Source organism: Saccharothrix sp. NRRL B-16348, assembly GCF_001280085.1.
Taxonomy (GTDB): domain Bacteria; phylum Actinomycetota; class Actinomycetes; order Mycobacteriales; family Pseudonocardiaceae; genus Actinosynnema.
In genome coordinates this window covers 25378-50536 of the sequence record NZ_LGED01000255.1, presented here as the reverse complement: position 1 = coordinate 50536, position 25159 = coordinate 25378, and the positions used below count along the sequence as shown (strand labels likewise).

The 25159-nt window shown below is 68.8% G+C and carries 26 protein-coding genes; 11 read left to right on the top strand and 15 right to left on the bottom strand.

The window, feature by feature from the left end; all coding sequences use genetic code 11:
- Positions 1–181 precede the first annotated feature (181 nt).
- On the top strand, positions 182–832 hold the full coding sequence (locus ADK67_RS41875; RefSeq protein ID WP_231648620.1) for a M23 family metallopeptidase: 651 nt from the start codon (positions 182–184) through the stop codon (positions 830–832).
- On the opposite strand, the gene ADK67_RS41870 is transcribed toward ADK67_RS41875, so the two are convergent.
- Both ADK67_RS41870 and ADK67_RS51825 read right to left on the bottom strand, forming a co-directional pair.
- Complete coding sequence (locus ADK67_RS41870) at positions 825–1682, bottom strand: F510_1955 family glycosylhydrolase (RefSeq protein WP_053722150.1); 858 nt, start codon at positions 1680–1682, stop codon at positions 825–827. The two genes, ADK67_RS41875 and ADK67_RS41870, sit on opposite strands and share 8 nt — an antisense overlap.
- Before the next feature lie 134 nt (positions 1683–1816).
- Positions 1817–2140: a hypothetical protein gene (locus ADK67_RS51825; protein ID WP_157621527.1), complete on the bottom strand. Its 324-nt coding sequence runs from the start codon at positions 2138–2140 to the stop codon at positions 1817–1819.
- 205 nt (positions 2141–2345) lie between these two features.
- On the opposite strand from ADK67_RS51825, the gene ADK67_RS41865 reads away from it, so the two are divergent.
- The 3 genes from ADK67_RS41865 (at position 2346) to ADK67_RS53105 (ending at position 3280) form a co-directional block, all read left to right on the top strand.
- Complete coding sequence (locus ADK67_RS41865; RefSeq protein WP_053722149.1) at positions 2346–2660, top strand: transposase; 315 nt, start codon at positions 2346–2348, stop codon at positions 2658–2660.
- Positions 2661–2727: 67 nt separating this feature from the next.
- Positions 2728–2883, top strand: a complete 156-nt coding sequence (locus ADK67_RS53110) for a transposase (protein ID WP_197289881.1) — start codon at positions 2728–2730, stop codon at positions 2881–2883.
- Positions 2884–3022: 139 nt separating this feature from the next.
- Positions 3023–3280 carry an integrase core domain-containing protein gene (locus ADK67_RS53105; protein ID WP_053722148.1) on the top strand — a complete coding sequence of 86 codons (258 nt, stop codon included), beginning with the start codon at positions 3023–3025 and terminating at the stop codon, positions 3278–3280.
- Positions 3281–3618: 338 nt separating this feature from the next.
- On the opposite strand, the gene ADK67_RS41855 is transcribed toward ADK67_RS53105, so the two are convergent.
- Both ADK67_RS41855 and ADK67_RS41850 read right to left on the bottom strand, forming a co-directional pair.
- Positions 3619–4134: a hypothetical protein gene (locus tag ADK67_RS41855; protein ID WP_053722147.1), complete on the bottom strand. Its 516-nt coding sequence runs from the start codon at positions 4132–4134 to the stop codon at positions 3619–3621.
- Positions 4121–4558 (bottom strand): MarR family winged helix-turn-helix transcriptional regulator, encoded by a 438-nt coding sequence (locus ADK67_RS41850; RefSeq protein ID WP_053722146.1) that lies wholly within the window; start codon positions 4556–4558, stop codon positions 4121–4123. Before ADK67_RS41850 ends, ADK67_RS41855 begins: the two co-directional genes overlap by 14 nt.
- Positions 4559–4997: 439 nt before the next feature.
- Between ADK67_RS41850 and ADK67_RS41845 the strand changes: the two genes are divergently transcribed.
- A complete protein-coding gene (locus ADK67_RS41845) occupies positions 4998–5546 on the top strand; it encodes a DUF4396 domain-containing protein (RefSeq protein ID WP_082404651.1) in 549 nt (182 codons plus the stop codon).
- A gap of 323 nt (positions 5547–5869) precedes the next feature.
- On the opposite strand, the gene ADK67_RS54315 is transcribed toward ADK67_RS41845, so the two are convergent.
- The 3 genes from ADK67_RS54315 to ADK67_RS41830 form a co-directional block, all read right to left on the bottom strand.
- Positions 5870–6352: a hypothetical protein gene (locus tag ADK67_RS54315; protein WP_053722144.1), complete on the bottom strand. Its 483-nt coding sequence runs from the start codon at positions 6350–6352 to the stop codon at positions 5870–5872.
- A gap of 441 nt (positions 6353–6793) precedes the next feature.
- Positions 6794–8788 carry a heavy metal translocating P-type ATPase gene (locus tag ADK67_RS41835; RefSeq protein ID WP_053722143.1) on the bottom strand — a complete coding sequence of 665 codons (1995 nt, stop codon included), beginning with the start codon at positions 8786–8788 and terminating at the stop codon, positions 6794–6796.
- Positions 8781–9182, bottom strand: a complete 402-nt coding sequence (locus ADK67_RS41830) for an ArsR/SmtB family transcription factor (RefSeq protein ID WP_053722142.1) — start codon at positions 9180–9182, stop codon at positions 8781–8783. The genes ADK67_RS41835 and ADK67_RS41830 overlap by 8 nt, the downstream gene beginning before the upstream one ends.
- A gap of 112 nt (positions 9183–9294) precedes the next feature.
- Between ADK67_RS41830 and ADK67_RS41825 the strand changes: the two genes are divergently transcribed.
- From ADK67_RS41825 to ADK67_RS41810, 4 genes are all read left to right on the top strand, one after another.
- On the top strand, positions 9295–9690 hold the full coding sequence (locus ADK67_RS41825) for a hypothetical protein (protein WP_157621525.1): 396 nt from the start codon (positions 9295–9297) through the stop codon (positions 9688–9690).
- Between the two features lie 334 nt (positions 9691–10024).
- Positions 10025–10693, top strand: coding sequence for a DsbA family protein (locus ADK67_RS41820; protein ID WP_053722156.1), 669 nt, complete (start codon positions 10025–10027; stop codon positions 10691–10693).
- Positions 10690–11280 (top strand): vitamin K epoxide reductase family protein, encoded by a 591-nt coding sequence (locus tag ADK67_RS41815; protein WP_053722140.1) that lies wholly within the window; start codon positions 10690–10692, stop codon positions 11278–11280. The genes ADK67_RS41820 and ADK67_RS41815 overlap by 4 nt, the downstream gene beginning before the upstream one ends.
- A 106-nt stretch (positions 11281–11386) precedes the next feature.
- A complete protein-coding gene (locus ADK67_RS41810; RefSeq protein WP_082404645.1) occupies positions 11387–13399 on the top strand; it encodes an ATP-dependent nuclease in 2013 nt (670 codons plus the stop codon).
- A 760-nt stretch (positions 13400–14159) separates the two neighbouring features.
- On the opposite strand, the gene ADK67_RS41805 is transcribed toward ADK67_RS41810, so the two are convergent.
- The 8 genes from ADK67_RS41805 to ADK67_RS41775 all read right to left on the bottom strand — a co-directional run bounded on the left by ADK67_RS41805 (position 14160) and on the right by ADK67_RS41775 (position 21640).
- Positions 14160–14798 carry a prenyltransferase/squalene oxidase repeat-containing protein gene (locus tag ADK67_RS41805; RefSeq protein WP_053722138.1) on the bottom strand — a complete coding sequence of 213 codons (639 nt, stop codon included), beginning with the start codon at positions 14796–14798 and terminating at the stop codon, positions 14160–14162.
- 69 nt (positions 14799–14867) lie between these two features.
- Positions 14868–15329, bottom strand: a complete 462-nt coding sequence (locus ADK67_RS41800; RefSeq protein WP_053722137.1) for a hypothetical protein — start codon at positions 15327–15329, stop codon at positions 14868–14870.
- Complete coding sequence (locus ADK67_RS41795; protein WP_053722136.1) at positions 15220–16263, bottom strand: terpene synthase family protein; 1044 nt, start codon at positions 16261–16263, stop codon at positions 15220–15222. Before ADK67_RS41795 ends, ADK67_RS41800 begins: the two co-directional genes overlap by 110 nt.
- A 216-nt stretch (positions 16264–16479) precedes the next feature.
- The gene (locus ADK67_RS41790; protein ID WP_197289880.1) at positions 16480–17499 is read right to left on the bottom strand and encodes an SGNH/GDSL hydrolase family protein; all 1020 of its coding nucleotides are present in this window, start codon (positions 17497–17499) and stop codon (positions 16480–16482) included.
- A gap of 733 nt (positions 17500–18232) precedes the next feature.
- Positions 18233–18679 (bottom strand): hypothetical protein, encoded by a 447-nt coding sequence (locus ADK67_RS41785; protein ID WP_157621523.1) that lies wholly within the window; start codon positions 18677–18679, stop codon positions 18233–18235.
- 85 nt (positions 18680–18764) lie between these two features.
- A complete protein-coding gene (locus tag ADK67_RS41780; protein WP_231648619.1) occupies positions 18765–19691 on the bottom strand; it encodes a rhamnogalacturonan acetylesterase in 927 nt (308 codons plus the stop codon).
- On the bottom strand, positions 19655–20227 hold the full coding sequence (locus ADK67_RS54310) for a carbohydrate-binding protein (protein WP_231648618.1): 573 nt from the start codon (positions 20225–20227) through the stop codon (positions 19655–19657). Before ADK67_RS54310 ends, ADK67_RS41780 begins: the two co-directional genes overlap by 37 nt.
- Positions 20228–20320: 93 nt before the next feature.
- The gene (locus ADK67_RS41775) at positions 20321–21640 is read right to left on the bottom strand and encodes an RICIN domain-containing protein (RefSeq protein ID WP_053722134.1); all 1320 of its coding nucleotides are present in this window, start codon (positions 21638–21640) and stop codon (positions 20321–20323) included.
- Positions 21641–23058: 1418 nt separating this feature from the next.
- Here ADK67_RS41775 and ADK67_RS41770 point away from each other — a divergent pair.
- Positions 23059–23481 carry a glycosyl hydrolase 53 family protein gene (locus ADK67_RS41770; protein WP_197289878.1) on the top strand — a complete coding sequence of 141 codons (423 nt, stop codon included), beginning with the start codon at positions 23059–23061 and terminating at the stop codon, positions 23479–23481.
- A gap of 40 nt (positions 23482–23521) precedes the next feature.
- Entirely contained in the window at positions 23522–25150 is a 1629-nt protein-coding gene (locus ADK67_RS41765; protein WP_082404639.1) for a right-handed parallel beta-helix repeat-containing protein, read from the top strand.
- Positions 25151–25159 lie beyond the last annotated feature (9 nt).

Below are 25159 nucleotides of genomic sequence, written 5' to 3'. Positions count from 1 at the left end.
GAAGGCACCACAACCATCCTCGTCTGGCAGATGCACGGACCTGCCAGACGCCACTCTTCCACCCAAATATGCCAGAACTAAGCAGCGACACACTACTAGGTAGTTGATAAGGTCTTCTGGTCCCGAGCGGAAGAGGCTGTGCGTGTCCCGTCGCCGAGTGGTCGTCGTAGCGGGTGGAATCGTGATCGGAGCCGCTGCGGCAGCGGTGTTGGACTCGCCGAAGATCCTGTCGCCCACGGATGGGATGGCGTCGGGTGACATCCGCCCGCTGGCGGCGGCGAACTTCACCGGGGCCGGCGGTCAGGCCGCGCCGCCGGGAGTGCTGCTCGTGGCGAAGCCGGCCCAGGACGAGGTCGGCAAGTTGCGCAAGTCCGAGCGGATCGACGACCAGCGGGTCGAAGCGGAACGCCAGGCCCGGCTGGCCGAGGAGGAGGCGCGCCGACCCAAGGTCGTCGCGCCGGTGTGGGGCGTGATCACGTCGAATTACGGGCCGCGTTGGGGCACCACCCACTACGGGCTGGACATCGCCAACCGGATCGGCACGCCCATCTACGCCGCGACGGACGGCGTGGTCCGGGAGGCAGGGGCCGCGAGTGGTTTCGGCTTGTGGGTGAAAATCGAGCGTCCGGACGGCACCACGACCGTCTACGGGCACATCGACAGCTACGCGGTCCGCGTCGGACAGCGGGTCATGGCCGGCGATCTGATCGCAACGGTGGGCAACCGGGGTATCTCGACCGGCCCGCACCTGCACTTCGAGGTGTGGGAGCCCAGCGGCCGCAAGGCCGACCCGCTGGCCTGGTTGCAGACGCACGGCGTGGCGATCAGTTGAGCGCGTGCCGCTGGGTGAACGTGCGTCCGCCATCGGTCGAGCTGTGGATCGCGGTGGTGGTGGCCACGAAGACCCCGGCCGGGCCGTTGGTGGCCAGAGCGGTCGGTTTTCCGGGTACCTGACCCGGACGGATCCAGCTGGCCCCACCGTCCGCACTGACGTTGACTGCGCCATCGGGGGCAACGCCGACGATGCTCGCCTCGGAGGGCCAGTCGACCAATTGAAGGACTGGAGCGCCATGGAGCGGCGTGAAGGTGCGTCCACCGTCGGTGCTGCGCGCGAGTCCCTGCTCGGTGGCGGCCAAGAGGATGTCGGAACTGGTCGGGCTGACCGCGAAGTCGGCCATGGCCACTTGGCCCCGCCGGTCCCAATTTCGCTGGTCGGACGTCACGGCGAGTTGCCCGGTCTGGCTGTCGTAGCCGTAGACCGCGCCGTGCTTGGCCTCCAGCGAGTGGAAGTCGGCCACACCTTCGAGTGACACGGACCGCCAGCTCTTCCCGGCGTCGGTGCTCTCGATGAGACCGAGGTGCGGCACCTTGCCTGCGTCCCTCGGGTCGGGGTGGCCGCTGCCGAGGAAGTGGTTCGGCCCGACGACCGTGAAGCCCATCGTGTCCTGCATGCGGTCACCGACCCGCTCGGCCTTCCCGCCTTCGGGCACGGTGAACAAGCCGTAGTGGCTCGCCGCGTACAGCGTGCCGTCCGCGGGATCCACGCCAAGGCCGTGCACGTGGGCCAACCCGGTCGCCGCAGCGCCGGATGTCGCGGTGGGTTCCTGCGGGTTTGCCTGGCTGCATGCGGTGGCCAGCGCCGCCAGTGCCAGGCAAGCGAGCACCTGGATCCTGCGTCGCATTGGTCCTCCTCGGCAAGTGCGCCACTCGACGCAGTGCAGTGCGCGATCCGTCTGCCGGATCAGGGTACTACTACGCATAGTAGGCGTTATGGGCTCCAGCGCGAGGGTCGCCCCGTCCCCAGGTGACAACCGGTTCAGGTGCTGTGGGAGGAGCCTGGCACGGCGCGCCGATCGCCCGGCGTGCAGCCGCGTAGGCGCCAGCGGACGACCACGGCGGTCGCCAGGACGATCAGTGAAGCCAAGGCCGGCGCAGGTTGGACCGAAGCCCGCACTCCGAGCGCGCCGGACGTGCCCAAGAGTGCGATGACCACCTTGATGCAGATCGGGCATCCGATGGCCGGCGCACCGAGCAGCGAACTTCCCCGCGGGTTGTCCATGACATCGGTCGGCACGCCGACCGCAACGGCGCTGAGTGCTCCGCCGACGAGTGCACGAGGCCAACTCCACAGCCCGACCATGGTCGCACCCCGCCCTCTCGATCTACTAAACATCATAGTAGTAATGTCCTCGGCTTCTTTGTACCGTCCGGCCTGGTTCTGAGAGCCGGCCATCGCCCAACCGAGGAGGTATCTGCCGACGTGATGCCGCGACGAACCGAACGCGGCCTGCGGGTGTGCTTCCCCTCGTAGCGTGGAGACCTGAACCAAGAGGGATGGTTGGGTCGTGGGAGACAAGAGACGCCGGTTCGAGCCGGAGTTCCGTGCGGGCGCGGTGCGGATCGTGGCCGAGACCGGCAAGCCGGTCGCGCAGGTCGCGCGGGATCTGGGGATCAGCGCGTACACCCTGCACAACTGGGTGAAGGCCGACCGACAGGCCGGGCGGGACGACGGGCCCCTGGGCTCCGCCGAGCGCGAGGAGTTGGCGCGGCTGCGGGCCGAGCGGGCGCGGTGGGAGAAGGAACGCGCCGAGTTGGAGATGGAGCGTGATGTCCTCAAGCGCTCGGTGGTCCTGTGGGTGAAGGACTCGATGGACCGGTGATCGTGGCGGAGTTCATCGCGTCCCAGAGGACCGCCTTCGGTGTCCCGCATGCATCGCCTGCCGGGCCTTGGAGGTCTCGCAGTCCTGGTTCTACAAGTGGATCAACCGGAAGCCGACCGGGCGTGATCAACGGCGGGCGCGGCTGGACGAGGAGATCGGCAGGCTGTTCACCGACTCGGGCGGTACCTACGGCAGCCCTCAGATCACCCGCGACCTGCGGTAGGTCGGCTGGGTCATCTCGGAGAACACCGTCGCGGCGCGGATGGCCGAGCTCGGCCTGGCAGGACGACCGCCGAAACGGCGCCGGTCGCTGACCCGACAGGGCAGACGGGCGGCTGCCCGGGACCTCGTGCGCCGCGTCGATGGGCCGGGTCGGATGCGCCCTGGACAACGCCGCGGCCGAGGCGTTCAACAGCACGCTCAAGGTCGAGTTCGTACACCGGCAACACTTCCGGACCCGCGCCGAGGCCCGCATCAAGATCGCGACCTGGATCGCCGACTTCTACAACACCACCCGGAGGCACAGTGCCAACGACTGGCTGGCCCCGATCCCGTTCGAGCACCGGGTGGCACGAGCCCGGACAGCGTCAGCGGCCCAGGTCAGGGCCGAAGTGGCATAACACCGTCTCCACGATTCGAGGGGATTGACATCTGCTCAGGGGTAACGGCAATGCGACCATATCGACTATGTGGCTTAGTAGCCAACTTGGACGTGGTCACCGGATACTTGAGGCACACCCCTGAGCCAGGTGTGACGCCCATGTTGGACACGCCGGGTGCCCCTCGCTCTTCGTCGGCGAGGTGGATCCGCGATACCGAGCTCGCTCCGCCTTCACACGCGGACCGCGATCGGACTGGTGCTCGCGGCACCCAACCCGCTAGGCCTGACCCGCCTGGCCGCCCATGCCGTCGCCGTCCAGGTCTAGATCCGCGCCGTCGACGAACTGTCGTGAATGCGCTAGCTGGTGGCGTGCCGACCGTGGTCGGTGACTTGGGCGTCGAACCAGTGGTGCAGGGCGTCGCGAAGCGTGATGTCGTCGGTGGCGTAGGTGATCCGTGCGCCGTCGGGGATGGTTTCGTAGTCGATGGTGATGCGCCCACCGTGTGTGCGCAGCGTGTCCAAGCCGGGCATTTCGACGCCGTGGATGCTCGCCGGATCGGTGAAGTCGCCGCGGCGGAAGCGCTCCGCCTCCGCAGTCAGGTGTTCGCGGATGAGGCTGATCTGGGTGTTGTCCTGTGCGTCGTCGGCGACCACGGTCTGCACGCCGCCGGTGTCGGCCTTGGAGAACCGGTGGGTGGTGCGTTCAAGGTCGAACGGCATCACGGACGCGCCACGCTCCGCCACCTCGGCCTCTCGGCTGGAACTGCTGGAACCGATCGACGTGGACGAGTCGGTGCAACCGCTGCTCAGCGCGGCGGCGGCGACCACCAAGAGCAGGGCGCGGCGTGCGTGGCGACGGTCAGGACGGTTCAACGGAGGCCTCCGCCAGGATTTGGAGCGCGCGCACCACGGCACCGCGCTGGTCGTCGGGAATGCGGTCGAGGACGGCGGTGAGCCGGTCACGGCGTGCGTCGGCCTGCCTGGCCACCGCGGTCCCGCCACTGTCGGTCAGTACCAGCAGGACGCCGCGACCATCGCCATCGGCGGTCTCCCGCTGCACCCAACCGCGGTTGACGAGATTGGTGACCAGTCGGCTGACGGTGCTCTTCTCCAACCGGAGCCGCCGGGCCAGTTCGACTTGGCGGAGCCGTCCCTCGCGTCCGATCTCCACCATGGCGTGCGCCTCCGACACCGGCAGCGGTTGTCCGCACGGAGTGCTGTCGGGCTGGTGGAGGCCGAAGTTGCGGACGAACCGCATCAGGGCCTCCTGCGCGGCGTCCAGATCCCCGCTCTGCATGGTTCGACCGTACAACCAGATGGTTCGACGGTGCAACCACCTGTCGTCAAATCGAATCGCGCAGATGGTCAAGGCTGGCTTGGTGACGAGGTGCGGCGCGCCGGTCGGTTCGGGGTCGCTGGAGTAAATCCGACCGCGGTGGGCGGGTGGGCTGAAGAACTGACTTGCCTAGTAGATTGGCTGTCGATCAATATGTCGGCCGTGAAGGGCTGGGTGTTCGAGTGGGTCAAGTGGACCGTCTGGTCCGGCACGCGGTATGGATTTCCGACGGGTCCGTGGGCGGTGGGCTGGCGACGTCCGGTCAAGGTGCAGCCGATGACTGGTCCGGTGCCGTGACTCTGGGCTGATGTGGTTGATCACACAGGGTCTGGATGTTCCGGCCGGGCGTGTTAGCCTGCTCTCGCTTACCCCCTGGGGGTATATAATTCGGGGAGTTGACATGCAGCAGGAGCACCACCAGCACAGTCACGAGAGTGATTCCGGGCACCAGCATGGGCATGCGACCCATCAAGGGCACGAGGACCACGAGGGTCATCAGGCTCATGCCGGAGGTGTCAGTTGGGGTATGGCCGCTTCGGCAACCCTGCACTGCTTGACGGGTTGCGCCATCGGTGAAGTGCTGGGGATGGTGATCGGTACGGCGCTGGGCTGGGGCAGCCTCGCCACGATCGCGTTGGCCGTCGCGCTGGCCTTCGTCTTCGGCTACGCGTTGACGATGCGCGGCGTGCTCAAGGCCGGTGTCGGCTTCCGCCAGGCGCTGAAGGTCGCGCTGGCGGCGGACACCGTGTCCATCATCGTCATGGAGGTCATTGACAACGGTGTGATGCTGGTGGTGCCCGGTGCGATGGAAGCGGGCTTGGCCAGCGTGCTGTTCTGGGGTGCGCTCGCGTTCGCTTTCGCGGTTGCCTTCGTCGTCACGGTGCCGGTGAACAAGTGGCTCATCGGCCGTGGCCGCGGACATGCAGTCGTCCACGCCTACCACCACTGAGTCAAGGACGCGTCGGTCGGTCACGGCCGGGTGCAGTACACGGATCCACACTGGTGGCTGGTTGCCGCCACGGGGCATCGACCAGCACCCACAACTCACACCACCATCGCGAACGCAATACCTCTGCATCGGCCCGCTCGGGCGGTCTGCGCCGTTCATCACACGGGATGACGCCTTCGAACGCGGCGATCATGTCCATGCTGAGCTCGTGAGCGCACTCGGGTAGCTCGTCGTCCACGACCTGAAGCTGGTGCACCGTCATCGTGGTCGGCTGGAGGAGCCTGTGGGGTGCCCGAAAGTCGGCCACGTAGTTCGACCTGCGGTTAGGCGGCTGTGGCTTCGTACTCGTTGATGAGGCCGTAGGACCGGTCGGCGACGTATCGACGTGCAGCTCGACTCTGCGATCGGCCGGTCCGGTCGTGGTGGTGCGAGTTGTAGGGCTTGGTGTGGTCGATGGTGGTTGTAGTGGTTCGCGTAGCGCTACAGCGCCGCTCGCAGATGGTGTTCGTTGAGGATGAGCAGGTGGTCGTGACTTCGCGTCGGACGGTCCGGCGAACCGCTCGGCGTGGGCGTTGGCTCGTGGACACCGTGGTGGCATCTTCACCAGCGGCACCGTGGCTGTCCACGCCGACGCGCCAGGACGCGCCCATCGCCTCCTGAGCAGCCACGGTCGCTACGGTGCCGATCGCTGCGATCACGGCACCCGCGATGTTGACGGCGGCCGGCAACGTCAACGGCGCCAGTACGTCGAACATCTGCAGCACCGGGGCGAGCATGCCCACGACGACGGCCGCGATGAACAACACTCCGCCCGTCCACTCGGCCGAGCCGGGACGGCCGCTGATCCCGCGGAAGCCCGACGACCCGGTGCGACGTCGGTGCACCAAGGCTCGCAATCCGAACCCACCGCCAAGAACAGATCATCGGTCACCAGGAGAGTTCGTGGCAGCTGCGAACCGCGTCCTGCGACTCGACCTGCAAGGTGGCGTGTTGGAGGGTGGTACTAGCCGGCCTCTAGGGACTGCGCCTGTTCGAGCACGGCCTGCGGGTCCGCGTCGTCCTCGATGATGAGGTGCGAACTCCGCGAGGGGCCAGTCGACTGTCGGAAGCGCATGGTGCGAGCCGAGTGCTCGGCACCATGCGCTCACTTTCCGACATGCCGCCATTCATTGCAGCGTCGGCACCGACCGGTGAGGGTGCGGCATCAGTTCCCGCATGCTCGTGGGTGAGTGGGAACGGTGTCGACGTCAGCAGGCGTCACAGCATCCGGATCCGCCTTTGGCGGGCGTGGTCGTGAGGGTGAGCGCCTGTGGCACGGCGGGCGTCTCGACCACTACCTCGGGCAGTGGCGTGGACTTGGCGGCTCGGATGGCGTTGGCGATGACCAGCACCTCGGCGGACTCGTGGATGAAGACCACGGTGGCCAAGCCGAGCACGCCGAACGCGGCCAGCGGGATGAGCACGCCGATGATGGCCAGCGACAGGCCCACGTTCTGCAGCATCACCTTGCGGGCGTGGCGGGCGTGGGCGAGCACCTGGGGCAGGTGGCGGAGGTCTTCGCCCATCAACGCGACGTCGGCGGTTTCGATGGCCACGTCGGTGCCCATAGCGCCCATGGCGATGCCGACGTCGGCGGTGGCCAGGGCGGGTGCGTCGTTGACGCCGTCGCCGACCATGGCGATGCCGCGGCCGTTGCGCAGGCGGGTGACCAGGGACGCCTTGTCCTCGGGCAGCAGTTCGGCGTGGACCTCGGTGATGCCGGCGCGGGTGGCCAGGGCGGTGGCGGTGCGGGTGTTGTCGCCGGTGAGCATCGCGGTGCCGATGTTCAGCTCATGCAATCGGCTGATCACCTCGCCGGCTTCGGGGCGCAGTTCGTCGCGGACCGCGATCGCGCCGAGCAGGATGTCGTCCCGCTCGACCAGCACGACGGTGGCACCGGCCGCTTGGAGCCGCTCGACCTCGCCGCCGAGAGGACCGGGGTCGACCCAGCCGGGCTTGCCCAGGCGCAGGGAAGTGCCGTCACGCTGTCCACGCAGGCCGTGGCCTGGGACGGCGGTAACGTCCTCCGCGGGGCTCACCTCACCTGTTGCGGCGAGGACGGCGCGGGCCAGTGAGTGCTCGCTGCGTGCTTCGAGCGAGGCCGCGGCGTCCAGGACGTCGTCGCGTGAGCCGCCCTCGACGGCGATGACGGCGACGACCTGAGGGGTGTTCCGGGTCAGGGTGCCGGTCTTGTCCAACGCGACGGTGCCGATGCGGCCGAGTTCTTCCAGCGCCGCGCCGCCCTTGATCAGCGCGCCCTGGCGACTGGCCGCACCGACGGCGGCCACCACGGTCAGCGGCACCGAGATCGCCAGCGCGCACGGGGAGGCCGCGACGAGCACCACCAGCGCCCGCTCCAACCACAGCATCGGGTCGCCGAGCAGCGCGCCGAACCCGGCGATGGCCACCGCGAGAACCATGATCGCGGGGACGAGGGGGCGGGCGATGCGGTCGGCCAGGCGCTGCCCAGTTCCCTTGCGCTCCTGAGCCTCCTCGACGATGTGGACGATGCGGGCCAACGAGGAGTCCGCCGCCAAGGCGGTCACCTCGACCTCGATCGCGCCACCGCCGTTGATGGCCCCGGCGTGCACGACGGCGCCGACACCGGCCTCGACCGGGACCGACTCGCCCGTGATGGCCGACAGGTCCAGGCTGGTGTGCCCGGCGCGGATCACACCGTCCGTGGCCGCGCGTTCCCCGGGCCGCAGGACCATGCGGTCGCCGAGCACCAGCTCGTTCGGCGACACGCGCACCTCGGTGCCGTCGCGCAGCACGGTCGCGGTAGGTGGCACCAGGCCGAGCAGCGCGCGCAGGCCGCGACGGGTGCGGGCGATGGCGTAGTGCTCCAGGCCCTCGGCGATGGAGAACAGCACGCCCAGCATCGCCGCCTCGGTGATCTCGCCGAGGGCGACCGCGCCGATCGCGGCGATGGTCATCAGCGTGCCCACGCCCACCCTGCGGCGCAGCACGTTGCGCAGCGCGCCGGGCACGAACGTCGCGGCACCGACAACCGCGGATGCCAGCTGGAGCCAGGTGCCGATCCGCTCCGCGCCCGTCAGTCCGATGAGCCAACCCGCGACGAGCAGTGCGGCCGCGCCGGCGGCGAACTGGAGCTCTCGGACCTGCCACAACCGCTGTGGGCCGTGGTCTGCCTCGGCCTCGGTCGGCTGCTCCTCCTGGGGACCGCAGCACGCGTCAGACATGGCTTCTGCCCTTCACATCGACCTTGTCGCGCTCGACGGGCACTTCGTTGTCACCCAACACCGCGATGACCAGGGAACGGCCGCGTTCGGTCAACGAGTGCATGACCATGCGGCGGTCCCGTCGGGCCGTCACGAGACCGGCCGTGCGCAGCAGCCGCAGGTGGTGCGACACCAGGTTCTGTGCCTGCCCGACCACCCACGCCATGTCGCACACGCACAGCTCGGTGCCCGACAGCAGGGCCGCGGCGATGGTCAACCGGGTCGGGTCGCCCAACGCGCGGGCCGCAACGGCTGCCTGTTCGACCGCGGGCAGCTCGGGCAGGCCGGCTCGGATCTCTTCCGCGTGGGGCAGGTCCAAGCACAGCAGATCGCAGGTGTCACGCTCATCGCTCACATCAACAAACTAATACCTGTTGATATGGCCGGCAAGACTCATATCAACATCCGTTGATGTCACGGCCCGCCAGGTTCACAGCAGCACGACAGGCGGTGGCTAACCTGGGAGCGTGTCGACGACGGGCCCGGAGACCCCTGCGCGAGTGAAGCTCGTGCGGTTCCTGGCCGTGCTCGTCGCCGTCATCGGGATCGTGCTGCTGCAGAACTCGGCGTGCGCGGCCGGCTTCCCGCCTGCGGAGTGCTGCCCCACCGGAGCAGCCACCTCCGTCGTGGACGCCCACCCGGACGAACCGCTGGACGGCCTCCGCACGGAGGAGGCTCCCGCGCATCGCGGCGGCGCGATCGGCGCCTGCCTGATGCTGCTCGTGGCCGCCCTGCTGGCGGTTCTTGGTCTGCGCCGCCCACTCGCGCTGCTGTACGCGGCGGTGCGACTGCACGCCGTCTCGCTGCCCCGGGTGCACCTCCCAGCGCCCCGCCTGGCACAGCTCTGCATATTGCGCACATAGGAGCGACTCGTACGTCCAGGGCGGCAGCCCTGGCACGTGGTCGCGCCTGACGGAGCTGCGCGCAGCAGCCGTGCCTTCCCATCCCGACGCATACCGGGCGAGCGAAGTGTCGCCGCTGATCCACGCTGCCGAGCCGCACCTCCACAGGAGTGGGACATCAGTCCCTGCCACGTCGTGGTCGTGCTCGGAACCTGGCTCACCATCACCGAGCTGCCGGCGCGGCCTGCCTGCCACCGGTCCCTCCGGCGGGAAGCGGTCGCGCTCCCGCTCAGCCCATTTCCGCAGGCCATCACCCCCATACCGACTTGCCACAGCAACCGAAGTGGAACTGAAGATGACGAAGAACGCGAAGGTCTCACTGGTCGTGATCGCCGTCGTGGTCGCGGTCGTCGCAGCGTTCGCGCTGCTCAACCGCCCCGACGACACGCCACCTGCCACGGCGGGTGGGCAGCCGGATGTCGGTACGTCCGCCCAGCTGGTGCGCCCGGACAGTCACCGGTTGTCCGGGACCGCCGATGCCAAGGTCACCGTCGTGGAGTTCCTGGACCTGGAGTGCGAGGCGTGTCGGGCGGCGTTCCCCGGCGTCGAGAAGCTGAGGGCGGAGTACGGCGACCGCGTGTCGTTCGTGATGCGGTACTTCCCGATCCCCAGCCACCGCAACGCCGAACTCGCCGCCCGCGCGGTGGAGGCCGCGGGCAGGCAGGGCAAGCTCGAACTGATGTACCGGGCGATGTACGAGACGCAACCGACCTGGGGCGAGAAGCAGGAGCCCCAGCGGGAGGCGTTCGTCGGGTTCGCCCAAGCCCTCGGTCTGGACGTGACCAAGTTCGAGACAGACCTCGACGACCCGGCCGTACGGGAACGCGTGCGCAAGGACTGGGACGACGGGGTCGCGCTCAACGTGCGGGGAACCCCGACGTTCTTCGTCAACGGCACCATGTTCCAGGGCAACCCCACCTACGAGGCGCTCAAGGCCGTGATCGACCGGGAACTCACCAAGTGAACCCGACGGCCTTCACGACCCGACTGCTCCCCTGGGTGCTCACCGCCGGGGGAGCAGTCGGCCTGGTCGCCGCATTCGTGCTCACCGTCGAGAAGACCACCCTGCTGAAGAACCCCGACTACATTCCCACGTGCAGCATCGACCCGATCCTCAGCTGCGGTTCGATCATGCGCACCGCCCAAGCCGAGGTGTTCGGGTTCCCCAACCCGCTGCTGGGGATCGTCGGCTTCGCCATCGTGGTCACCATCGGCGTCGTGGTCCTCGCGGGCGGCTCACTGCCTCGCTGGTTCTGGCTCGGGCTCCAGGCCGGGACGCTCCTCGGCGTCGTCTTCGTGCACTGGCTGATCTACCAGAGCCTCTACGTCATCGGCGCACTCTGCCCCTACTGCATGATCGTATGGGCCGTAACGATCCCTGTGTTCTGGTACATCACCGTGCACAACCTCGGCGAGGGACATCTCCCCGCACCACGACGGCTCGCAGCTCTCGCGACCGGCTACCACGGCGTCATCCTCACCGTCTGGTACGCGGCGATCGTGCTACTGGTCCTGCAGGCCTTCTGGAGCTACTGGTTGAGTTTGCTCTGACCAAGGGCGGTACCGGGTGCGAGGGATCGGATCCGGTACCACCGCGCTGCAGCGATCCCTCCGACGCGAAAGCCTCCGATGATTCGATCCCCCTTCACTCTTTCGGGTGAAGGGGGATCGATCGTGTAGCGAAGATCGCGTTCCCGTCGATGTGATCCACAACGTGCCGGGCGTGATCATCTGCCCGGCTGTCTGCTGTGACGAGAGTTGGGAATCGCCCGCGGTGAGGATCGCCAGAGTTCGGATCAAGAACTTCCGCTGTCTGGAGGACGTCGAGGTCCACTTCGACGACGTGACGACGTTGATCGGTCCGAATGGCGTGGGCAAGTCGACTGTTCTGCGAGCGCTGGACTGGTTCTTCAACGGTGCCAAGGCATCCGATCTCGTCGACGACGACCGCACCCACGGCACCGACGGCAAGGTGTCGGTGGAGGTGGAGTTCGACCGTCTCACCGAGACTGATCGGGACAGGCTGGGCAAGCACGTCACGGTGGAGTCCGACCGGTGCGTGATCTGGAAGATCCGGGACGTGGACGGCTCGGAGATGATGAGCGGCAACGCGCGGACTTTTCCCGGTTTCGATGCCGTCCGCAAGGCGCCGAGTGCCACCGAGATGAAGCGGCTCTACCAGGAGCTCCGTGCCACCGACCCGGCTTTGGAACTGCCTGCGTGGAGGAGTAAGGACGCCTGCGAGCAGGCGCTGAAGACGTGGGAGCTGGAGAACTCGAACAGGCTGGAGGACTCGGCGGTGACCGTGACCAACCTGTTCGGCTTCGCCGGGCAGGCGGTGATGTCAGGTCTGTTCGACTACGTCTTCGTGAGCGCCGACATGCGTGCGAGCGAGGAGTCGCGGGACGGTCGCACTGCCCTGATCGGCAGGATCTTGGAGCGGACCGTGGACCGGTCGGCGGCCGACGAGGACATCCGCGAACTGACGGCGTCGGTGGAGGCGCGCCAGGAGGAGATTTTCGACCGCAACTTCAGGCAGCAGCTGGAGGACCTGTCCGCCGCACTGTCCACGTCGGTGAGCCAGTTCACGGTGGGCAGGACCGTGGTGGTGCAGGCGGCCAAGCAGGAGATCAAACCGCCGCGCACGCAGTTCACCCTGTCGGTGATGGACTCCAAGATCGGTACTCCGGTGGAGAAGCAGGGGCACGGCTTTCAGCGCACGTTGCTGGTCTCCGCCCTGCATCTGCTTGCCGATCGCGGCATGGCGAGCAGGGGAGAGGGCGCCATCTGCCTGGCCATCGAGGAACCCGAGCTGTTCCAGCACCCCGTCCAGGCCCGCGCGTTCGCTTCAGTGCTGCGCAAGCTCGCCGATGACTCGAGTCAGAACATCCAGATCGCGTACGCCACCCACAGCCCTTACTTCGTTGACGCGGGCAACTTCGACCAGGTGCGGCGCATCACCAGGGAGGCGCGAGCCGCGGACGGACACGCACCCAAGGTGTCGGTGCGGTCCACGTCGATCGCGGAGGTGGAGAAGCGACTGTCCGGCTACCACCACAACGTCAGTTCCCAACTCGACGCCGTCGCCGCCACCAAGCTCTCCGAGGCCTTGTTCTCCAACGCCGCCGTGCTGGTCGAAGGCACCAGCGACAAGGCCGTGCTGGAAGGCCTGGCAGAGAAGTCGACCGTGACCTCCCTGCTCGGCAGCGGGATCACCGTCGTGGACATGGGCGGCAAGTACGGCGTCATGCTAGGGCACGCCGTCCTGGCTGAGCTGGGCGTCCCCTGCTACGCCATGTTCGACGGTGACAAGGACAACAGCGCACGAATGCGCCGTAACGGGCGCTCGGAGCAGGACGTCACCACGCAGGCCCGCAAGGACGCGGCCGACAACCGCAAGATGCTGGCGTACCTGGAGGCCGACGAGGAGGAGGACTTCCCCGAGACCGCCGCACACGCGCGTTACGCCGTGCTCGAAGACACCCTCGAACCCTTGCTCGAAGAGCAGTGGGCCGGCTGGGTGGACCAGCTCGACCAGGTCGTCGAAGCCGGGCTGGCGACGGGCAACAAGAAGAACGCCCTGCTCTACCTCATCGCCGCCCGTCGCATCGGGTCACCAGCCCCGAAGTTCCTCGAGGAGGTTCTGCACCGCGTACACCGGCTGGTCTGACGCCGCCGGCCCTACGGATGATCACCACCGTTCTCCGAGCTGATGCACCGTGGCGACATCCCGGGTGTCAAGGGGTGGTTGGGCGAGCTGGATGGTCGTGACGTGTCGTGACCGGCCGCGCGGCAACCCGCCGACGCTCCGACCGACCATGCCTCCCGAACCCGGCACTACCGCCGGTCGAATTCCCGGAACTGCCACGAAAGGCCCCGGTGGCGCGGCACGGAACCCGTGCGAGGTCGGAGGAGGGGCATACGCGGGGTGGACCTACGACGGGCGCGAGATCAGCCCGCGCCTGAGGAAGTGCGACTTCGACGACCCTGACCAGCTCTGGTACTTCGACGAGCAGTCGTAGTCGTTGCCGTTCCCGCCGCCCGGTCCTCGGCCGTGGACCGCACCCCGCGAACCGTCGTCGGGCTCTATCCGCGGTGGCAGTGGTCTCCGCAGGCGCCGCCGCTCGGCCCGTCATCTCCGGCCGTTCACCTCGGCACACCGCCCGGTTCGGTGGTCCGTCAGGTCCGTCGAGGGGCGGTTGTTGCGCGGCGCAGTGCGGTGAGGGTGTGCAGGTCGGTGAGTACCGGGTAGTCGAACGGCAGCGGCCTGGGCCCGACCTGGTCGGGGGGTGAGGTGAAGCCGCCGTCGTCGTCCTGCCGTGCGGTGAGGTAGGCGAGGGCGCGCAGCGTGGTGCCGGGGGCGCCGTGCCCGATGGCCGAGAGTGCTGTGCGGTGGACAGCACGTCGCTGGGTTGGTCCTCGGTGTGGCCCTAGCCGCCGTCGGGGTGCTGCGTGGCGACCAGCCGGGCGATCGCACGGCCGACCGCGGCGGCGGCCCGGTGGTCGGCGGCGAGTTCGGGCACGGCGTGCAGGGCGTCGAGGACTCGCTGGATGGCGCTGGACTCGCTGATGGTCCAGCTGCGTTCGAAGGTGCCGTCGGGGAGTTGGGCGGCCAGCACGAAGTCCACCGCGCGGGCCAGCGGGCCGCGGTGGTGTTCCCGCTCCGGCGCCAGGGCCAGGATCGCGCCCGCGGTCATGTCCAGGTCCGGGGCGTCGCCGCGCACCCAGGTCGGGAAGCCGCCGTCGACGCCGGCCATCGCGGTGTGGTAGCTGGTGGCGTTCGCCAGCACGGTGTCGTACCGGTCGGGTGCGACGTGCAGGAATTCCATGCACCTGGTGGTGGTGTCCACGTCGGTTTGGTGCATGCCGGTGGCGAACGGCCAGCCGCCGTCGGGTGCTTGCCAGGAGGCGACGAACGCGGCCATCCGTCGGGTGAGCGGCGCGAGGTCCGGGTGGTGGACGAACTCCAGCCCGGCCACGGCGGTCAGCCACAGGTCCTGGCTGTCCAGGAACGGCATCCCGCCGTCGTCGTTGAGCGCGAGGGTGAACCGCAGCAGCCCGTCGGTCACGGCCCGGTCCTTCGGGCGGTAGGTGTGCACGGCGTGCAGGCCGAGCAGGTGGGTGGTGGCGCTGGCTTCCTACAGCAGCCTGTTGCGACTGCCGCGCAGCAGGTCGACCGGTCGGTCGCGTTCGGGGCCGGAGACCGCGTGCGGGCGTCCGTTGGCGTGGGCGTGGATGATCCTGGTGGCCAGCAGGTGCACGTCGGTGAAGGTGGTGATGCCGTCCGGTGGCACGGCCGGCGGTGTGTCCCGGTGATCGAGTGGCGCGCCGCAGAGCAGGTGCAGCACGGTGCGCAGCATGACCTTCTTCAGCCGGCCCCGGCCCGCGGTGCCCCGGCTGACCGTCGCGGGCAGGGCGGCGGCGCGGTCGCCCGCGTGAGGTGCGGTGTCCTGAGGGGCCAGGCACGCGTCGATCAGGAGGGCGTCGACGTCATCGGCGTCGGATCGCCGCTGCCGCAGGAAGTCCGTAAGCTGCTGCTGTTGGCGTGGGTGGGAGTTGTTGCCGCGCAGCAGGGCCAGCAGCAGCGCCGATTCCGGCACGCGGCTGCCGCACCGGTCGTCCACCGCGCCCGTGCCGCGCACCGCGACCGCCAAGCGCCGTGTCAGTGGCGTGATGCCGCGCTGGCCGGTGCCAGGCAGCGCCGGGCGCGTTGCGGTGCGTCTCGCCCTGCCAGGCCAGCGCGCTGTCCCGAACGTGGCGCAGTAGTGCGATCCGGTCGGGGTCGCCGGTGGCGGCGTCGAAGTCGTCCATGCGCCGGGCCAGCATCGCCCGTGCTTTCGCGGCGGCCTCGGGCAGGTCGCAGCCGTGCTCGCGGGCCAGCACGCCGACGAGGTTCTCGGTGCCCTCGGCCAGTTCCCGCTTGGCGGAGGCGATGTCGTTGGCCCACGCGATGATGTCGGCGGTGATGTCCCGCAGGTCGTCCAGGGCCGTGTGCTCGGGCAGCGCGCGTTCGACCACGGCGATCGTCGGCAAGGCGGTGATGGTGTGCCTGCGCAGCACGAGGTAGTCCGCCAGTCCCAACCGTCGGCCGGTGGCGCGTAGCTCGGCTTCGGTGTGGGTGGCGTCGGCGAACTGCCGGTAGAGCCGCACGAACCGGGATGCCCAGCCGGGCGCGGCGGACGCCAGGGTGCGCGGCCACAGCTCCGCCAGCGCCCCCACGGCGGGATGTGCGCGCGGCACGTCGGTGTGCTCCAGCACGCCGATCAGCTGGTCGAGCAGTTCCCGTACCTGCTTTGGTCCGGCCTGCTCGTGGTCGATGCCGTCGTCGACGAACGCGATGAACGCACTCCACTGCGCGAGCAGACCCAGGTCGAAGCGATCGGCCTCCGGCGCCAACCAACCGGCCATCCGGCCGTGACCCATCCTGGCCAACCGGTGCTCACCGTCACCGCCGGTGGCCAGGCCGACGCGGGTGCCCCACTCTCGCACCTGCCGTTCAGCGGCATCCCACTCGGCGTTGCACGTGTGCGGCACACAGGAGATCGTCCAGCCGACGGAGCGCGGTGGTCGATCGCTCGTCCGTGTGAAGATCCCCCGAGCCGTGCACTGCTCGGGATGTTCGGGTGAAGGTCCAGCTTTGCGTGACGGCGGGGCGCAATTCGGCGGCCCTGTGTGGGCCAGTGGGTCCGCGCCGCATACGCCGCCGCTCCGGCGCGGAGGTGGTCGAAGAACCGGTGGGGATCGGTGGGCTCACGCGCTGAGGATGTGCTGGATGGCGGTGGCGACGTGGTGGGCTTGGATGTCGCGTCCGCGGGTGTTGGGGTGCAGGAGCCAGGGCAGCGGCACGCCGAGGAGTTTGACCTGGGATGTCTCGAACAGGCCGCCGATGCCGCGGTCGTCGCCGTCGCAGGCGGTGTTGTCGCCGGTGACCGCGTAGAGGTCGACGAACACCGCTCCGGCCTCGTCGGCCTTGACGCGCATCAGGTCGTTGAGGCGTTCCTGGACGCTGTCGAACACGGGCAGGGCGTCGGTCGGGATGTCGGCTAGGGGCTTGTACTTTCGCCCTGGTGCGGGGATCTCGCACTTGACGAAGTTGTCGGGCACGATGCGCGGGTAGCCGACCAGCACGGCCTTGGCGGCCGGTGAACGCTCGACGATATTGCCGAACAACGTCTGCAGATCGTCTTCGACCGTCTTGAACCGGGAGTCGAGCCACTGCCTGCCGTCGCCGGTGGTGAAGAAGGCAGCGCAGTGCTCGGCGGGGTCGCCGGGGTCGACCGGGTCGCCGGGTAGCACCGGGTCCAGGTTGCGGAAGGTCTGGGAGCATTGCTGGAGGATCTGGACGAAGCCGAGGGTGTTGCCGCTGAGGGTGCCGACGACCAGCCTGGTTTCGCTGCCCAGGGCCTCCTGTTGGGGCGGCTTGCTCTTGCCCTTCGGCAAGAGTTGCGTGGTCCAGAAGTGCTCGAGGAGCGCGGCGCCGCAGGACCGGTCGGAGGCGACGTCGAGCGTGGTGCCCCGCTCGGCGAGTTCCCGGGCCGCCACCGCCGGGTAGTTCTCCTCGGACCGGAAGCAGTAGTACTCGTTCAGGTCCCAGGCTCCGAAGATGGGGGCGATGCCGAAGTTGGCGGCGTAGGAGTCGCCGAAGAACACCGTCGACACCGGCTCCGCCCGCGCCGGCTCCTGAGCGGTGGCCGGCGCGGTGGCCGCCGTGCACACCATCACGGCCACCACCGCCACAAGCAGGCCGCGTCCCCGTTTCGTCGTTGTCACCACTGCAATCCCCTTACAAGTCCGTTCAGCGCCGCTGCCGCCTACCCGGACCACAGCGGCGGTCGCCTGCCCGGCGACCTGCGAACGAACGTAGGCATGACCGAGGCCTGACCGCTGGAGGAGAGAGCGCACTCCACCCGACCGTGCGCCACCCACCCACCAGCGGGGCTTCCGCCCCGACGACCGCGGCCATGCTGTGAGAACGTCAGGACGGCTGAGCAGATTCCCTCCGCCGGAAGGGTCGTTGAGCAGTCGGGACGCACGTTGGGTGTGGCGGGCGGTCGGTTCGCGAGCAGCGTGATTGGGCGGGTTCACACGGTCGAGCGATCGACCACCGTGCCGGCCGACGGATGAATCACCGTCGTGCCGCGCACCTGCCGCCCCCGACTGGGACTACGCCGAACGGCAGGTGCGCGCTTGGAGCGCTGCCGTCGGCTTGACGACCGACGGCGGACGGGCCCAGGCCTACCTGACCGCGCAACAGCAGGACCACGGTGGCTTCACTTCGCGACCCGAGCAGGTCGGACCCTGCCACCGCCCTTCGACTACCCCGTGCTCACCGACCTCCACGCACTGACCACACTGCGCCACGCCGGGAACGCCCTACCCGTCCCGCTTCGCGGACGCGCCCGGTCGATCGGCGGGGTCGGCGACCTGGCACGGTAACCGCGACCATCACGATCTGGAGCGTGTGACCCGTTGTGCCGTGACCGGCGCCCTGCCGGCTCGACGATCAGCGCGACAGACCAACTCGGGACCGGACCAGGTCCATCGCCTTCGTGAAGGTGGCCAGTCCGAGGTCGAGCACCCAGACCTCGTCCTTGAAGTGTTCGAAACCCAATTGCGACCACAGCCGGCCGAGCTTCGCAACGGCGAGGTCACGCTCGGCGGCGGAAATCTCATCCACCACCTTGCCCTTCGCGGTGCGACGCTCCGCCGGCGCCGCCCGCAGGACCACCAGTCGGCGGCCGGCGGCCAGGCGCTCGATCATCATCCCCACGCACAGCGTGCCGAGACCGTAACCGCGCCACGCGGGTTCGAGTCGGACCGTGTCGATGACCAGCATTCCGGAGCCGCGCGCGACGAACAGCCAACCCCTCCGCTCGACCCGTGTGCGACCGGAGGCGCCTGCCCGCAGCGATGGCGGCGGCGCACCGACCGGAACCGACACCGATGTCATCGTCCGTTCTCCTTGCTGACATGAACCGGAAGCCGGGCCGGATCGCGAGTGGGAAGCACGATTCCGCAGAGGGTGTCCGGCTGGGTCAGCGCAGGTAGCCGACCAGGGGCAGGTTGCGTTCGCGGACTCCTTGGACGACCAGCTCAGCCATCTTTCCCGCGCCGTACTCGGAGAAGTGCGTGTTGTCGTTGACGCCGTCGACCGCTTGGCGCAGGTAGAGCTGGGCGGAGTTGGTCGGGCCCATCGATTCCACGAGCGCTTCGCTCTTGGCGGTCAGGTCGATCACCGGGACGTTGAGCGTGGAGCCGAGGTTGCGCATCTCGGCCGGGAGGTTGACGCCCAGGCCGTTGACGTGCAGGGCGGTGGAGTTGAGCTGGTTGCCACTGAACTGCCGCCGCACCGGTGGCGTGACGAGGACGGGGACGCCGCCCCTCTCGCGCACCTGGTTGACCATCGAGGTGAGGTTGCCGCGGAAGGCGGACGCCGACGTGGACTTGTCGTTGTGCCCGAACTGGATCAGCACCAGGTCGTTCCGCTTGATCAGCGGCTTCACCGTGGGGAACAGCGCCGAGTTGTTCAGGAAGCTGCCCGAGCTCTCGCCGGAGTCGCCGTAGTTCGCGACGACCGCGCCGGCGGACACGTGCGTGGGCAGGAGCTGTCCCCAACCGGTGTACGGGGCGGCGAACTGGTCGCACGTGGTGGAGTCGCCGGCCAGGTACACGGCCAGCGGGGCGGTCGCGGGCTGGACGGTCAGGCCGGAGAGCTTGGGTGCCGTGCCGGCGAAGGTGATGGTCAGCCCGGGGGTGCCCGTGCCGCCCTGGCCGGTCGGCTGGCCCTCGGGCTGGCGCACGTTGATCGTGAAGACGTGCTGGGTGATCGTGCCGGCCGCGGTGTCGGTGGCGGCCAGGACGCGTCGCCGGGCTTCGACCGACATCGAGGTGTTGCCGGCGGAGGCGCGGTCGCCGATCCACGCGGTCACCGCGTAGTTGCCGGGGCGACGTTGAACTGGCACTTGATCGGCGAGGTGCCGGTGCACTCCGCGGGCCGGCCGGGCGGTGTGGTGCCGCCGACTTCCAGCTCGACGTAGTCCACATTGGGCAGACCACTGGCGCTCGTCGGGTTGAGCCGGACGGTGTTGCTGCCCGAACTCACCGGCACGGACAGGGTTCTCGTCGCCCAGGTGTTCCACGAGCCCGCAGGCTCGAAGGACACCGCCTGGGCCGTGACGCCGTTGACGACCACGTCGGCGGGACGTGCGCCGGAGCCGCCGTTGGCGAACCGGACGCTGAGCGTCGCCGTCCCCGCCGACGAGGCGTCGACCGTGAACTGGACTCCCGCGCCGACCGCGGCGCGCCCGTCGCAGAACCCGCCGCCGGAGTAGCCGGAGTGGTCCGTCGCGATCGTGCCGTCACAGGTGGCGGGTGCGGTTTCGGCCTCGTAGCGGGTGGGCGCGGCGGACGCGACCGGGGACATGACGACAACGGTGCCGGGCACGATCGAGGCCAGGCCGGTGAGGAGCAGCGCGACGCGCTGCCTGCGTGATAGCACGATGAACTCCAATGCTGTGGTCGGATCACAGGAAGGCGTCGCGGGGCTCGGCCGGCTCCCACCGGGCAGGGCCTGCCGAGCCCCGGCACGTGGTCAGACGGCGCGGCGGGTGAAGCGCTGGTTGGGGCTGGTGGCGTTGTAGGTGTAGAGGGCGATGCGGGCACCGTCGGCGGTGGAGTAGTTCCAGACGTCCATGGCCAGGCCGGAGGCGCGGTTGACGAGGCTGACGACGCCGCCGCCGTGGTCGACGACGCGCCACTGCTGGGCGGTGGCGGTGGAGTCGGCTTGTTGGACGACGTCGGCGCCGTTGGTGGTGCCGGTGGGCTGGAGGTACAGGCCGCTGTGGCGTGCCTTGATGCGGACGTGGCCGTCGGCGGCGGTGACGAACTCGAAGTGTTGGCTGGTGTTGGTGGTGATGGTCCGTTGGACCAGGGCTGCGCCGGCGGTGGTGGAGGCGGCGTTGATCTCGGCGGCCTTGCCGCTGTGCTGGGCGATGAGCGTGTAGGTGCCGGGCACGGTGGGGGTGGTGCCGAGTTGGGCTTCCCACCGGGTGTTGGCGCCGGACGCGTCGGTGGGGAGGCGGTCGCGGGCGGCGGTGTCGCCGTACATGGTCCAGCGGGCCCAGTCGACGACCGTCCTCGGGAAGCGCTGGTCGCTCCAGAAGCTGGTGTGGCTGCCGCCGACGAACGTCAGGAAGGCCTTGGGCCAGGTCATCTCGTTGTAGGCCTGTCGGGCGGAGGAGTACTGGGTGGTGGTGTCGCGGTCGCCGTGGACGAACAGGACCTTGGCGTTGACCGAGGAGGACGGGTTGCCCATGTCGACGCACGACTGCGGGTTGGCGGAGATGATCCGGCTGTCCGGCCACGAGGTGAGCAGGCCGTGGGTGACCATGCCGCCCAGGGAGTGGCCGGAGACGCCGACGCCGATCGAGGTGTCGATGTGCCCGGCGAGCGGGCCGCTCGTGTTGAGGGCGAGGGTGTTGGTGATGATCTGGGAGACGTCCTTGGACGTGTTGCCGTTGTTGACGTCGGTGAAGTTGTGGTTGAAGTGCGGCGCGGGGACGATGAAGCCCGCCGATGCCAGCGCCCGGATGATGAACAGGGAGTTCTGCGGGCTGCTGCCGTAGCCGTGGGTCATGTTGTAGACGGGGAAGACGCCGTTGGCGACGGGGGCGTCGGTGATCGGGTTGCCGCCGGCGGCGCCGGTGGCGGGGTAGTAGACGTAGGTGGTGCAGGGGCGGCTGCCGCGGGTCCAGTTGTACCGGCGCACGCCGACCGCGAACGGCGTGGTCGGCGCCGTGGCGAGGGACCCGGCGGGGGTGGCGGTTGCCTGACCGGCGCCGAGCAGGCCTAGGCCGAGGCCCGCCGCTCCGGCCGCGCTGACGCTGAGGAACGTCCGGCGTTGCATGGTCATCGTTGACTCCTTGCGTGCAGGGATGATCGAGGGCGGCTCCTGCCGGCCGGGAAGGCGGCAGGAACGCGGTGTCACGGGGTGCGAAGCTCGCGTGGGGCGGCTGGTCGTAGGCGGCGTTCTGCCACGCCACGCCACGGTCGGCCGGCACTGGCGGTCCGGCATCGGCGGGGTGCGGCTGATGCTCGCCGAGCCGTAGGCGATCTCGCCACCACGGCCGGAGCCGAAAGTTCAGTGGCGCGTGAGCTGACCGCCGCCGGCGTCCCGTGAACCGTCCACATAGGCCGTTGCGGCCCAGGTCGGTCCGTTGGTCGGCCGCCACTTCAGCACGATTTCGTACCGGCCGTCACCGGCGGACAACCTCCAACTGAGGAAATCGCGCTTCGCGGTGTGGACGCTGATGAGCCCGCGGTCACGACCAGCAGTGCACGTATCAACGTTGATCTGTGCATGGCAGAGTTCCGTTCGTCGGAGTGTGCTTCCCACGGCGGCGGACTGTGGACGGCGGCGGCGGACAGGGTCAGAGGCCCTGTGAACGTGCACAGTAACTGGCCTCATCACGTATGTAAACACGCCAACTTCGTTGATATTGCTGGACAACAGCGCCGTATACCGCTGTGCACGTTCCCATGCATGCGTCCATTCGGGCCAGCGTTGCCGTGGCGAACGGCAGCATCCGTCGAATGTTCGACGGCGCGGCGCCGCAGATCCACCCCGATGTGCGTTGATCGATCCACGTCCCTCGATCCGATCCCGGGGGCACGAAGTGTCCTGGTGGCCGCAGGAGCTGGTGTCCAACGCTGTCGGACCGCAGGCGGCCGTTGTAACCGTTTACTCGTGGGTAGCCGGGGCCAAGCGGGCCGCCCTGTGGCAACACCCTGTGGTCACAAGGCTTGTAGCTCGGAGCGCTGTTGACAGAGGCGGGCGATCCCCTAAGCTGAGCCCGGGAAGTGCAAACGTTTTAACCGCAGGTGGTCGGTCCGCTGACGCAGTGCACCGGGTGGGTCTGGTGCACCGGAAGCCGTGGTCGCCCCACCCGCGTCCTGGGCCGTGCCGATGGGCTGCCTGGTCAGGTCTTCGAGTTGGATCGGCCCGGATCCGGCGGTGCACGCGGACAGAACCTGCTCGTAAGGAGGCGAAGCTGACTTTGTTGGAGAAACCGACGCTCGGCTTGTCCTTGCCGGGCCGGGCTTTCGCCTAGCCGGTCCTTCTGTCGGCTGGGTTCACGTCGCGGTTCGTTCCTTCCCCGCGCTGCCGCTCGTTGCTGTCGGTTGCGCCGCAACAGCATGCCCCCGCGTCGCAATTCTTGCGCTGGCACAACAAACGCCGTGCAGAGCGCGACCCCGACCCCGACCGTGCACGCGCACAGTCCCGCCGCCGCGCCCCTGCTCACACTCGATCAAAGGAGATCGAATGACCGCGTGTCCAAACAGGTCTTCCCGACCACTCCGGTGATGGTGCACCTCGCCCAGCCGCAGAAGATGGACAGCATCCAGAACTTCTTCAACGCCTATCGCGGCAACGGCGGCAGGTGGGACATCACCGGGCTGTCCTCGTACGCCCAGGGCAGCAACGTCGCCCCTGTGCTGGGCAACATGAGGACCATCCAGTCCAACTACGGCAAGCCCGTGATGCACGTCGAGTACGGCGGTCCGCGCGACAAGGCCACCCAGGTGCGCGACGGGCTGCGGAAGTTCATCACCGGCCAGAAGGGCTTCGGCGGCCTCGGCACGTTCTTCTGGGAGCCCGAGGGCTACTCGCCGTTCACCGGCTACGCCAGCACCGCGTGGGACTCGAGCACCCGGCGGCCGACCGCCGCCATGGACGGCTTCCTCAACGTGTGAACGTTCGCCGACGTTCATCAGGCATCCCTAGGAGACCCTCGTGCACCTCACATCGCGGTGGCGTGCGCTTCACGTCGTCACCGCCTCCGCAGTCCTCGCCCTGAGCGCCGCGATCGTGCCCGGCACGGCCGCGGCGGCGGGGAACACCTACTACGTCTCACCCAACGGCAACGACAGTGCCGCGGGGACCCAGGCCGCCCCGTGGGCGTCCATCGCCCGCGCGCAGTCCGCCGCCACACCGGGTGACACGGTCTACTTCCGGGGAGGCACCTACCCCTACACGCGGGCGAACTCGGCCTGTGCCAGTCGGACGGCCCGGGTCGACGCGATCACCCTGAACAAGAGCGGCACCTCGGGCAACCCCATCCGCTACTGGGCCCACCCGGGCGAGAAGCCGGTCTTCACCTTCTCGGCCATGCGGGACGACTGCCGGATCAAGGGCTTCAACGTCACCGGCAGCCACCTCCACCTCAAAGGGCTGGAAGTCACCGGCGTGCCCCAGAACAACAACCTCAACGCCGAGTCCTGGGGGATCTGGATCTCTGGCAGCAACAACACGTTCGAGCTGGTCAACACCCACCACCACATGGGAACCGGCCTGTTCATCAACGGTGGCGGCGGCAACCTCGTCGTCAACACGGATTCGCACGACAACTACGACCTGCGCAGCTCGGACGGGCCCGGCGAGAACGCCGACGGGTTCGGTGCGCACTACACGCCCGCAGGTCGGCCCGCGAACGTGTTCCGCGGCTCCCCCGCGTGGTGGAACGCCGATGACGGTTACGACCTCATCTCCACCTACTCGCCCGTGATCATCGAGAACTCCTGGGCTTGGCGCAACGGGTACGTGCCGGGGACGACGACGCCGTCCGGCAACGGAGCAGGCTTCAAGGTGGGTGGCTTCGGCGCCGAGTACGACACCGGCGCGGTGAAGCACACCGTCCGCTTCTCGGTGGCGTTCCTCAACAAGGCGCAGGGTTTCTACTCCAACCACCACCCGGTGGCCAACGACTACTTCAACAACACCGGCTACGGGAACCACCCCAACTTCGACATGAGGGGAATCAACTCGAGCGGCGCGTCCGTCGGCCGGGGGAACCTGCGCAACAACATCGCCTACAACGGCACCGCGACGGCGAACATGACCGGGACGAGCGCCTCGCACAACTCCTGGAACCTGGGCCTGCCCCTGTCGGACGCGCAGTTCCAGAGCGTGTCGACATCCGGCTGGGACGCCCCGCGCCAGCAGGACGGCAGCCTGCCCGTGCTGCCCCACCTCCGGCTCGCCGCCAACAGCACCCTGATCGACAAAGGCACCAGCGTCGGCCTGCCCTACCACGGGTCGGCACCGGACCTCGGCGCTTTCGAGCAGTCCGGCGCTGCGCAACCGGCGTCGCGCTACGAGGTCGAGACCGCGCCGGCGGTGTGCCAGGGGACCATTGACTCGAACCAGGCCGGCTTCTCCGGCACCGGGTTCTGCACCGCGCGACCGGCGACCCTCGTCGTCAACGGGTCGACGGTGGCCACGGTCTCGTTCGAGTCCACCGGCAGCTGGACGACGTGGTCCACCAAGACCCTCACCACCTCCCTGAACGCCGGCGACAACACCATCCGACTGGACCCGACCACGGCGGACGGCCTGCCCAACATCGATTACCTCTCCCTGTGAAAGGCACCA